This is a genomic window from Mycobacterium sp. (assembly GCF_044342925.1).
GTDB lineage: Bacteria > Actinomycetota > Actinomycetes > Mycobacteriales > Mycobacteriaceae > Mycobacterium.
In genome coordinates this window covers 1-10,437 of record NZ_JBIIOV010000118.1, presented here as the reverse complement: position 1 = coordinate 10,437, position 10,437 = coordinate 1, and the positions used below count along the sequence as shown (strand labels likewise).

Here is a 10,437-nt window from a genome sequence, read left to right as displayed (position 1 = left end):
CCATGCCCGGATGTCGACCAGCACCACGTTGACCGTGGCAGCAGGCCGACCACCAGGCCGGCTGCCGCCAGGATCGCCGGCGCCGCCAGAAACAACACCGGCGGGCGGTGCAGATTGGAGACCGGCGAACTCGGAGCTTCTTGCCCCTTGGCCGCGAAGGCACCCCAGATGAAGCGCAGGCTGTAGATCGTGGTGAACACCGACCCAACCACCACCCCGGCCAGCACCACCGGCGCCCAACGGCCCAGCGCTGCGCTGTGACCGATCGCCTCGAAGGCGCTTTCCTTGGCGATGAACCCGAAAAACGGCGGCAGCGCGGCCATACTCGCCGTCGCCGCCGCGGCGACGACGAACAATCCCGGCAGCCGACGGCCGAGCCAGGCCAGCCGGCGGATGTCCCGAGTGCCGGTCGCGTGGTCGATGATGCCGACAACCATGAACAGGGTCGCTTTGAACAACGCGTGTGCGCACAACATCGCCAGCCCGGCCAGCATCATGTCCCGTCCGCCCCCGCCGACCATGATCATCAGGAAGCCGAGCTGGCTCACGGTGCCGAAGGCCAGGATCAGCTTGAGGTCGTACTCGCGCACAGCCCGCCAGCCGGCCAGCACCATCGTCGCCACGCCGAGGGTGATCAGGGTGGGCCGCCAGCCGGGGGAATCGGCGAACGCCGGGGTGAGGCGGGCGACGAGATAGATGCCGGCCTTGACCATCGCCGCGGCATGCAGGTACGCGCTGACCGGGGTGGGCGCCGCCATCGCGCCGGGCAACCAGAACTGGAACGGCACGATCGCCGATTTGGACAGCGCACCGACGATGACGAGCACCACCCCGACGCTCACGGCCGTGCCGCCGGGCGGGGCGGCGATGAGCTCCGAGAGTAGATAGGTGCCCGCGGCCTGCCCGATGATGACGACACCGACCAGCATCGCCAGGCCACCGAAGGTGGTCACCAGAAGGGCCTGCATCGCGGCTGCGCGGCTGGTGGCCCGCTCCGCGTAATGCCCGACCAGCAGGAACGACAGCACCGTCGTCAATTCCCAGAAGAGGTAGAGCAGCAAGGTGTTGTCGGCGACCACCAGGCCGAACATGGCCCCGGAGAAGGCGACCATTTCGGCGGCGAAGCTCGGCAGCCGGTTCTCGGTGTGGCCGTCGCGATGGTGGAAGTACTCAGCGGAGTAGACCAGCACCAGCGCGCCGATGCCGAGCACCAGAACCGCCATGATGGCGGCCAGGCTGTCGAAGCGAAGGGCGATGTTCATCGACAACTCGGGGACCCACGGGATGTCGATCCGCTGTGCGGGGCCGGGCCCGGGCCAGTTCGACGCCACCCACACCAGGGACCCGAGCGGCACCAGCGCCAGCGGATAGAAGGCCCGTCGTCCCCACCGGTTCACGAGGGCGGGGGCGAACACCGCCGCGACTGCGTGCGCGGCGAGGATTCCGAGCATCGGTGCTAGCGTGCCGCGGAGGTGTCAGTGGAGCGGTGCATCGCGGTCCGCGCGGCCACCCCGATTGCGATAGGAATCCCGCACGCCATCTCAAAAACCTCCCCTTGTGGTTCCAGGTTAGCGAGCGGCGGGTGGCCGGCCCGGCGCACCTGCCGCACACTGGGGTATGCGAATCCGATCGGTCATCTCGGGATTGACCGTGCTGGTGCTCGCCGGGTGCGGTTCAAGCGTCCCAGTCCCCGTCACCGCACCTTCCGTCACGCACGCCGACGGCGCACCGGCGATCCGAGTGGCTGAGACGGTGGCCACCGGGCTTGACGTGCCGTGGGGCATCGCGTTCCTGCCCGACGGCTCCGCGCTGGTCAGCGAGCGCGACACCGCGCGCATTCTGCGCGTCGCAGAGGGCACGACGGCCCCCGTGGGCATGGTCGACGGCGTGACGCCCCGCGGCGAGGGAGGCCTGCTCGGGATCGCCTACGCCGACGGCTGGATGTACGCCTACTTCACCGCCGCCGACGACAACCGCGTGGTGCGGATGGCCTGGGACAGTGCCGGCCTCGGCGCTGCCGAGGAGGTCCTCGTCGGGATCCCCAAGGCGGGCATCCACAACGGCGGACGGATCGCCTTCGGACCCGACGGCATGCTCTACATCGCCACCGGTGACGCCGGTGACCGCGACGCCGCCCAGGATCCTGCGTCGCCGGCCGGCAAGATTCTGCGGGTCACCCCGGACGGCTCGGTACCCGCCGACAATCCGCTGCCCGGGTCTGCGGTGTTCTCGCTGGGACACCGCAACATTCAGGGCCTGGCCTTCGACGCTCAGAATCGCTTGTGGGCCAGTGAGTTCGGCCAGAGCGACGTCGACGAGCTCAACCTCATCACAGCGGGATCGAACTACGGGTGGCCCGAGTGCGAAGGCGCCTGCGGTAAGCCCGGATACGTCGATCCAGTGATGGAGTGGGAGCCCACCTCGATCGCGTCGCCGAGCGGGATCGCCATCGTCGGCGACTACGCCTACGTCGCATCGCTGCGCGGGCAGACGGTGTGGCAGGTTCCCCTGGACCAATCAGGACAAGCGAACCGGCTGGACTTGGGCGACCTCGGTCGGCTTCGGACCATCGAGACGGCGCCCGGCGGATCGCTGTGGCTCTCCACGAGCAACACCGACGGTCGCGGAGACCCGCGCGGCGAGGACGACCGGATTCTGCGGCTCACCCTGAGCCCTGCGTGAGCAGCGGACGGGATTCAGCTCCAGGCGCGCAGCTGCTCGGCGATCATGTGGACGTTGGCCAGCGCACCGGTGGCCACGCTGATGACAAAGTCGAAGCGGTCGTCCTCGGGTGCGTTGATCCACTCGCCGTTGATAGCGAGGAAGGTACGACACGCTGTCCAGGCCAGCCGCTTGTTGCCGTCGAGGAGCGCGTGATTGCGCGCCAGCGAATGCAGCAGCGCAGCGGCCTTGTTGTGCAGATCCGGGTAGGCGTCCGCACCGAACACCGAGGCGTGCGGACGCGACAGCGCCGCGTGCAGTAGCCCGTAATCGCTGACAACGACATTCGGGCCGACGACCCGGGAGGCGATGTCAAGCAGGTCCTCGAGATCGAGGTACTCGATTGTCACGCGTCCTTCAGACGCTCAAGAACCCCGGCCTCCTCACGGACAACGCGCTCCAGCGCATCGGAGACCTTGGCCTTGTGCGTCCGCCGGGCGATGTATTCATCGATGGCCGACAACGCCACGGCCTGCATCGACCGGCCTTCAGCGGCGGCTTGCCGGCGCAGGGCTTCGGCCTGCTGCTCACTGGTGCGCAAAGTCATCCCCATGCGGCGATGATACCGTAGTGATACCACTGAGCGGCATCGTCCGCCCCCGCCAGAGCGGCCTATCGTCCCCCCGCCAGAGCGGCCTATCGTCCCCCCGCCAGAGCGGCCTATCGTCAAGGTGGAGGGAGGTTTGCCATGATCGAGGAAATGCAGGACATGCCCGCCGGCGTCGCCGGCATCCGGGTGTCGGGACGAGTCACCGCCGCCGATTTCCGCCAGTTCAAACCCACCTTGGACCGGATGCTGGAATCCGACGAGATCCGCTTCGTCGAAGTCATCGGACCCGATTACGAGGGATTCGGCCCGGGCGGGCTGCTCGCCGACATCAGACAGGGCTTCAGCACCATCACGCACCTGCGCGCGTTCAAGCGCACCGCAGTGGTCACCGACAAGGAGTGGATCGGCCACGCCCTGCACGCGCTGGCCTGGATGATCCCCGGCGAGGTCGAGCTGTTCGGTCTCGACGACCTTGAGGCCGCCAAGCAGTGGGCGGCGGGCTGAGCGGCGTTGAGCCCGCGCAGGTGAGCACCGACGCCCCCACCCTGCTCGCCGACCCCGGCGACCTTTCCGCGCTGCGCGCCGAGGGCGCCGACCCCGACGCGTTGTTCGCCTCCTTCGCGGCCTGGGCTAAGGCGTGCGGCACTGCCCTGTATCCCGCCCAGGAGGAAGCGCTGATCGAACTGCTCGGCGGCGCGAACGTCATCCTGGCCACCCCGACCGGTTCCGGGAAGTCACTGGTGGCCACCGGCGCGCAGTACGCCGCCCTGGCCGCGGGTGCGTGCAGTTACTACACCGCGCCCATCAAAGCGTTGGTCAGCGAAAAGTTCTTCGCGCTGTGCGCGGTGTTCGGGGCGGCTAACGTCGGCATGCTCACCGGCGACGCCGCGGTCAACGCCGACGCGCCGATCATCACCTGCACGGCCGAGGTGCTGGCCAACATCGCGTTGCGTGAGGGTGCTGCGGCCGATATCGGTCTGGTGGTGATGGACGAGTTCCACTTCTACGGCGACCCCGACCGCGGCTGGGCCTGGCAGGTGCCGCTGCTGGAGCTGCCCAGGGCCCAGTTCCTGCTGATGTCAGCCACTCTGGGCGACGTGACGTTCCTGCGCGAGGACCTCACCCGGCGCACCGGGCGACCCACTGCGCTCGTCGCGAACGCGGAACGTCCTGTGCCGCTGTACTACTCGTATGCGACCACACCGATGCACGAGACGATCGCCGAACTGCTCGACACCCGCCAGGCCCCGGTCTACGTGGTGCACTTCACCCAGCAGTCGGCGCTGGAACGGGCGCAGGCGCTGATGAGCGTCAACGTGTGCCGCAAGGACGAGAAGGCGGCGATCGCCGAGCTGATCGGGGGGTTCCGGTTCACCACCGCGTTCGGCTCGACGCTGTCGCGGTTGGTGCGCCACGGTATCGGGGTGCACCACGCCGGGATGCTGCCCAAGTACCGGCGACTGGTCGAGCAGCTCGCCCAGGCCGGGCTGCTGAAGGTCATCTGCGGCACCGACACCCTGGGCGTGGGCATCAACGTGCCGATCCGCACCGTCGTCTTCTCGGCGCTGTCCAAATACGACGGCACTCGCAGCCGGCTGCTCAACGCCCGCGAGTTCCACCAGATCGCCGGCCGGGCCGGGCGCGCCGGTTACGACACTGCCGGCACCGTGGTGGTGCAGGCCCCCGATCACGAGGTGGAGAACCTCAAGCAGTTCGCCAAGGTCGCCGACGATCCTAAGAAGCGCCGGAAACTGGTGCGCCGGAAGGTCCCCGAGGGCATGGTGCCGTGGAGCGAGGCCACCATGACCCGGCTCGTCGAGGCGGCGCCGGAACCGTTGACGTCGAATATGAAGGTCTCGACGGCGATGATCCTCGACGTCGTCGACCGCCCCGGTGACCCGTTCGTCGCGATGCGCCGGCTGCTGACCGACAACCACGAGCCGCGCAAGCGCCAGCTCAAACACATCCTGGAGGCGGTCGGCATCGCACGCTCGCTGCTGCAGGCCGGGGTGCTGGAGCGCCTACCGGAACCCGAGGGCGATCCCGATCACAAAGGGCGCCGGTACCGGCTGACGGTGGACCTGCCGGCGGACTTCGCCCTCAACCAGCCGCTGTCGACGTTCGCCCTGGCCGCCATCGAGGCCCTGGACCCTGCGTCGGAAACCTTTGCCCTGGATGTGGTTTCGGTGATCGAGGCCACTCTTGAGGACCCCCGTCAGATCCTGGCGGCGCAGCTGAAGAAGGCCCGAGGCGAGGCGGTGGCCCAGATGAAGGCCGACGGCATCGAGTACGACGAGCGGATCGCGCTGCTGGATGACGTCAGCTATCCCAAGCCGCTCGACGAGCTGCTGCGGCACATCTTCGAGGTGTACCTGCAGAGCAATCCGTGGGCCGCCGACGGGCGGTTGTCGCCGAAGTCGGTGGTGCGCGAGATGTGGGAACGGGCGATGACCTTCCGCGAGTACGTCAGCGTCTACGGACTGGTGCGCTCGGAAGGGGCGGTGCTGCGCTACCTCTCCGATGCGTTCAAGGCGCTGCGGTCGGGGGTGCCGGCCGCCGCGCGGACCGAGGAGCTCACCGATGTCGTCGAGTGGCTCGGCGAGCTGGTACGTCAGGTCGACTCCAGCCTGCTCGACGAGTGGGAGCAGCTCACCAGCCCCGATCAGCCGCTGACGGCGCCGGTGGCCGTGCCGGCCCGGCCACGCCCGCTGACCGGCAACGAGCGGGCGTTCACCGCGATGGTCCGCAACGCCCTGTTCCGTCGGGTGGAGCTGTTCGCGCGGCGGCGTTGGGATGCGTTGGGCGAGTTGGATTCCGCGTCCGGGTGGACGGCCGATCGGTGGCAGGAGGTCATCGGCGACTACTTCGCCGAGCACAGCGACGTGGGCTTAGGCGCCGACGCCCGCGGGCCCGCCCTGCTCATTATCGACCGTCAGCCCGGGGTGTGGCGGGTGCGCCAGATCCTCGACGACCCGGCCGGCGATCACGACTGGGGCATCGAGGTGGAGGTGGATCTGGAGGCCTCCGACGAGGACGGCGCCGCCGTGCTGCGGGTGGTCGACGCCAGGCGGCTGGACTGAGGCCTGCCCGCGATCAGCAACTCCGCCATGGCCATTGAGTCTGCCGTTCGGATCGGGTCCTGACCATCAACCCGCACGCAACGATGCTTCGTCCAGCTCTATTCCGATCACCTCGGCTACGCGGAACATGTCAGCGTCCCAGGCGAGCAGCGCGAGACTGCGACGGTGCGCGACTGCCGCGATCATGCAGTCGACCATCCCGCCAGCGGTGACGCCCGCCTTCCGGCACCGACGGTAGATGCGCGCGGCGGCGTCGAAATCGGACACCGCATCGAAGTGCGCCAAATCGAATCGCAGCAACAGTCGCCGCAGATCCTCCTCACGGGCCTCACTGCGCGCGCCGGCCACCACCTCCATCAGAACCGGCTCAGTGAACACCAGCGGCCCATCCGTGGAGATCAACTCGGCAATGCGCTGGTCTGCGCTACTACCCGTGGCCCGGTCGTACTCAACCCACGCCGAGGTGTCCGCCAGGATCACGCGGGACCGGTATCCGGAACATCATCAATCGCATGGGCACCCCGCATCGCCAGCGCCTCCTCACGCGTCATGGGCTGGCCCGCGAGGTGCCGCAGCGCAAGATCCACGGCTTCAGTCTTGGTGTGGACCCCGTAGCGGGTCTTTATCGCCTCGACGTAGCGGTCCTCGATTTCGATATTGGTACGCATCCTGGCCATACACGTACTTTACACCTGACGTGTAGGGAAGGTGTACCACTACGAGGCCGAACGCTCCACGCCTCCGACCCTTCGGCGCTCAGTACCGGTCGATGGGCGGCGGCGTCGGCGCGGTCAGCCCGGCCGGGCCGAGGTTCTTGTCGAAGGCCGCCTTCCAGGCGCCGTCGGCGTCCATCTTGGCCAGCGCGTCGTTGATCTTGGTCCGCAGTTCGGCGTCGTCCTTCTTCAGCCCGATGCCGTAGCGCTCCTCGGAGAACGGCTTGCCGACGATCTTGAACTCACCGGGCGACTTCGCCGCGTACCCGGCGAGGATGACCTCGTCGGTGGTGACGGCGTCGATGGCCCCGTTGCGCAGCGCTTCCACGCACGCCGAGTAGGTGTCGTACTGCTGGAGCTGCACGCCGGGGTACTTGTCCTTAATGCGCTGTGCGGGAGTGGATCCCGACACCGAGCACAGCTTCTTGTTGTCCTGCAGTGACTCGGCGCCGGTGATGTCGGTGTTGTCGGACTTCACCAGCAGGCTCTGACCGGTGAGCAGGTAGGGCCCGGCGAAGTCGACCTTCTCCTTGCGCGCGTCGGTGATCGAATACGTCGCCACGATGAACTTCACCTGGTCGTTGCTCAGCAGCGTTTCGCGCTGGGCCGACGGCGATTCCTTCCATTCGATCTTGTCCTCTGGATAGCCGAGTTCCTTGGCGACGTAGCGGGCGACGTCGACGTCGAAACCACTCATCGAGCCGTCCGGGTTCTTCGTTCCCAGGCCGGGCTGGTCGAACTTGGTGCCGATGACGATCTTGTCGCCCGAAGCCGAGCCGCCACCGCCCCCGCACGCGGTCGCCGACAGTGGTAGCGCCACCGCGAGCATCGCGGTGCCGATCAGACGCATTGGTGACAGCTTCACGTGCAGAGTCCTCCCCATTGCCTTCGGCCACAGCGGGCCGACGTTCGAATCGAAGACTATGGCATCAGGGCCCGCGGGGCTTGCCGGCTCCCGCCCCGAGGCCATTCGTCAAGGCTGGCTTGACGTCGCAGTCGGGTGTCAGGTAAACCTTGACGCATGATGAATGCCGCAGGTTCCCCGGTGCAGTCCATCGCCCTGCACGCGTTCTGTGAAGACCGCCCCGGACCGCGCTGGCGTGCCCTGTACGACGCCACCTGGCCGGCCTACCGGTCCTGGTATCTGCGGCCCGGAACCGGCAGGCGCCCAACAGTTTCCGAGGCCGAAGACGCCTTGGTCCGGCATATGCCCGAACTGCACCCGGCCTGGGCGGGCCTGGTTGCGCTGACCGGCCGGGATGCGACCACCGCGTCGATGCTCACCGGGTGGAACATGCCGGCCTTCGCGCCGGCCTGCTCGCAGGTGGTCACCACCACCGGACCGCGGGCGCTGATCCGCAACTACGACTACCACCCCGACCTGTTCGAGCAGGTGGTGATGTCGACCCGGTTCTCCGAGCGCCAGGTGATCGGCACCGGCGACTGCCTCTGGGGCCTGCTGGACGGGATGAATTCCGATGGGCTGGCAGTCTCCCTGACGTTCGGCGGCGCCCGAGGCAGCGGTAGCGGGTTCGGCATTCCCCTGGTGGTGCGCTACCTACTGGAAGTAGCGGGAACCGTCGAGGAAGCCGTGAGCGCGGTGGCCCGCATCCCGGTCGCCATGTCCTACAACCTGACGCTGACCGACCGCACCGGTGACTACCGGACCGTCTACCTGGCACCCGGGGTGTTCGAGCAGCGAGACTGCCCGCTGGCGACCAACCACCGGTTCGACGAGCCGGAAGACGCCGCCCACGCCCGGCGATTCCGCAGTCTGGAACGCCAAGCGCACCTGCGCGGCCTGCTCGCCGAGCAGCTGCCGGCAGATCAGGTCGCCGAGGAATTCCTGCGCCCGCCGCTGCGAAGCCCGCACTACGCCAACGGTTTTGGCACGCTCTACACCGCCGACTACCGCCCGGACACCGGCGAGGTGCACTACCGGTGGCCGGGCACCACCTGGAGCCGGCGGTTCACCTCGACCGACGCCGAAATCCGGCTGGACGTCCCGGCGGCCTGACGACGCCTAAAATCGGCCCATGACTGACCGATCCGACTCCGCGGCCGAGGCGCCGTTGGACGGGTTGACCGAGGCCGAGCTGGCCGCGCTCATCAGCCGGGCCGTCGACGAACTGAGCGGTCGCGGCACCCGCGAAGGGTTCGCCGAACTACTGCGAATCGTCGCCTACACGGGCCAGCAGGTCGGCAACGCCGCGCGACTGGTGGCGGAGTCGAACTCGTGGAGTCAGGTCGCCGAGATCTCGGGCACCTCGCGGCAGGCCGCCTGGGAACGCTGGCGGATGTCGTAAGCGACCGCCCGCATGCTCACCGGTATTGAGTCGTCGGCGTGATGCGCCCCGTCACACCGAGGGCCCGCGACTTGGCGAGCAACTGCTGATACGTCGCCGGGTCGATGGTCTTGCTGCGGGTCAGGATGTAGCCGCTGCGACCGCTCGGGTCGCTGACGATGACCCAGCTGTAGTCCGGTGCGCGATCGAGGATCAGGTAGTTGCCCGGCGGGTTCGACGACGGAGTGCCCCCGAACCCGACGTTGAGCGCGGTGTTGGTGGAGTTGACCGCGACCGCCGAACCCTTGATCGACGACCTCGGACCCCATTTGAAGAAGTAGTTGCCGGAGTTCTGCACGCCCAGGGTGCCGTTCGATTTCACGGTGTAGACCGCCTTGGTGTTCACCAGGCCGAAGTTGAAGAACTGCTTGACGCTGCCCTGCTCGTAGTAGGTGCCGGCGAACTGCGCCGGGTCCACCGGCACACTCGATGGCACCACCGGGGCCGCAGCCGCCGTGGTGGCGGCCGCCGGGGCCGGCGAGCTGGCCGCAACTGTGGCGGCGGAAGCGGCGGATTGCTTGGCCACGACCGCCGCAGCGGGTGCGGCCGACGGGAGTGCCGGGGCGGCCGGCGGCTCGTTGTCGCTGGGTAGTGCAACCGCCTGGGCCTCGGCCGAGACCCGGGCGCGTGGTGTGGGCGCCTCGATAGCCTCAAGGGCCGAATCAGGGATCATCTCGGCACGGGAGGCTTGCGGCTCCGGCGCCTCGACGCGGGCGGACATGCCGCGGGTGCCCGCGCGGGCCTTGCGGGTGGGGCTGTCGGTGTCGGACCGCGAGGCGCTGGCCTGCGAAGCCCGCTCCCCCGAACCGGCGTCGTCGCCGGTATCGGCGCTGGCCAGACCCGCGCCGCACAACATCGCCGCACCCAGGCCGCCGACGACCGCGCCCGGCCCGAGCCACTTGACCAATTTCTCCACGATGGTTAAACCCTTCCCCGCAGCCTGGGACACGCTCGTCGCCGGCTGGCTGTTTGTCAGATGCCGGCACGGTGACCGGCTGTCACTCCTGCATTCGGAGCCGACGGTCGGC

Annotated in this window: 12 protein-coding genes; 5 read left to right on the top strand and 7 right to left on the bottom strand. The window is 68.3% G+C overall.

Annotated elements, in window-relative coordinates; all coding sequences use genetic code 11:
* On the bottom strand, positions 1 to 1,451 hold a 1,451-nt coding region (locus tag ADBZ6I_RS12630), incomplete at its 3' end, for a proton-conducting transporter transmembrane domain-containing protein (RefSeq protein WP_526384320.1).
* A gap of 166 nt (positions 1,452 to 1,617) precedes the next feature.
* On the opposite strand from ADBZ6I_RS12630, the gene ADBZ6I_RS12625 reads away from it, so the two are divergent.
* On the top strand, positions 1,618 to 2,682 hold the full coding sequence (locus tag ADBZ6I_RS12625; protein WP_526384318.1) for a PQQ-dependent sugar dehydrogenase: 1,065 nt from the start codon (positions 1,618 to 1,620) through the stop codon (positions 2,680 to 2,682).
* Between the two features lie 14 nt (positions 2,683 to 2,696).
* On the opposite strand, the gene ADBZ6I_RS12620 is transcribed toward ADBZ6I_RS12625, so the two are convergent.
* Together ADBZ6I_RS12620 and ADBZ6I_RS12615 are read right to left on the bottom strand one after the other, a co-directional pair.
* A complete protein-coding gene (locus ADBZ6I_RS12620; protein ID WP_526384324.1) occupies positions 2,697 to 3,065 on the bottom strand; it encodes a type II toxin-antitoxin system death-on-curing family toxin in 369 nt (122 codons plus the stop codon).
* Positions 3,066 to 3,067: 2 nt separating this feature from the next.
* Positions 3,068 to 3,274 carry a CopG family transcriptional regulator gene (locus tag ADBZ6I_RS12615; RefSeq protein WP_526384316.1) on the bottom strand — a complete coding sequence of 69 codons (207 nt, stop codon included), beginning with the start codon at positions 3,272 to 3,274 and terminating at the stop codon, positions 3,068 to 3,070.
* 135 nt (positions 3,275 to 3,409) lie between these two features.
* On the opposite strand from ADBZ6I_RS12615, the gene ADBZ6I_RS12610 reads away from it, so the two are divergent.
* Together ADBZ6I_RS12610 and ADBZ6I_RS12605 are read left to right on the top strand one after the other, a co-directional pair.
* Positions 3,410 to 3,775, top strand: coding sequence for an STAS/SEC14 domain-containing protein (locus ADBZ6I_RS12610; protein WP_526384314.1), 366 nt, complete (start codon positions 3,410 to 3,412; stop codon positions 3,773 to 3,775).
* A 20-nt stretch (positions 3,776 to 3,795) separates the two neighbouring features.
* Positions 3,796 to 6,351 carry a DEAD/DEAH box helicase gene (locus tag ADBZ6I_RS12605; protein WP_526384312.1) on the top strand — a complete coding sequence of 852 codons (2,556 nt, stop codon included), beginning with the start codon at positions 3,796 to 3,798 and terminating at the stop codon, positions 6,349 to 6,351.
* Between the two features lie 66 nt (positions 6,352 to 6,417).
* On the opposite strand, the gene vapC is transcribed toward ADBZ6I_RS12605, so the two are convergent.
* The 3 genes from vapC to ADBZ6I_RS12590 form a co-directional block, all read right to left on the bottom strand.
* Positions 6,418 to 6,831 carry a type II toxin-antitoxin system VapC family toxin gene (vapC, locus tag ADBZ6I_RS12600; RefSeq protein WP_526384310.1) on the bottom strand — a complete coding sequence of 138 codons (414 nt, stop codon included), beginning with the start codon at positions 6,829 to 6,831 and terminating at the stop codon, positions 6,418 to 6,420.
* The gene (locus ADBZ6I_RS12595; RefSeq protein ID WP_526384308.1) at positions 6,828 to 7,028 is read right to left on the bottom strand and encodes a type II toxin-antitoxin system VapB family antitoxin; all 201 of its coding nucleotides are present in this window, start codon (positions 7,026 to 7,028) and stop codon (positions 6,828 to 6,830) included. The genes vapC and ADBZ6I_RS12595 overlap by 4 nt, the downstream gene beginning before the upstream one ends.
* A 79-nt stretch (positions 7,029 to 7,107) precedes the next feature.
* Positions 7,108 to 7,914 carry a glutamate ABC transporter substrate-binding protein gene (locus ADBZ6I_RS12590; RefSeq protein WP_526384322.1) on the bottom strand — a complete coding sequence of 269 codons (807 nt, stop codon included), beginning with the start codon at positions 7,912 to 7,914 and terminating at the stop codon, positions 7,108 to 7,110.
* 171 nt (positions 7,915 to 8,085) lie between these two features.
* On the opposite strand from ADBZ6I_RS12590, the gene ADBZ6I_RS12585 reads away from it, so the two are divergent.
* Together ADBZ6I_RS12585 and ADBZ6I_RS12580 are read left to right on the top strand one after the other, a co-directional pair.
* Positions 8,086 to 9,081: a C45 family autoproteolytic acyltransferase/hydrolase gene (locus ADBZ6I_RS12585; RefSeq protein ID WP_526384306.1), complete on the top strand. Its 996-nt coding sequence runs from the start codon at positions 8,086 to 8,088 to the stop codon at positions 9,079 to 9,081.
* Between the two features lie 19 nt (positions 9,082 to 9,100).
* Entirely contained in the window at positions 9,101 to 9,370 is a 270-nt protein-coding gene (locus tag ADBZ6I_RS12580; protein ID WP_526384304.1) for a hypothetical protein, read from the top strand.
* A gap of 16 nt (positions 9,371 to 9,386) precedes the next feature.
* On the opposite strand, the gene ADBZ6I_RS12575 is transcribed toward ADBZ6I_RS12580, so the two are convergent.
* The gene (locus ADBZ6I_RS12575) at positions 9,387 to 10,325 is read right to left on the bottom strand and encodes a lipocalin family protein (RefSeq protein ID WP_526384302.1); all 939 of its coding nucleotides are present in this window, start codon (positions 10,323 to 10,325) and stop codon (positions 9,387 to 9,389) included.
* Positions 10,326 to 10,437: the final 112 nt, after the last annotated feature.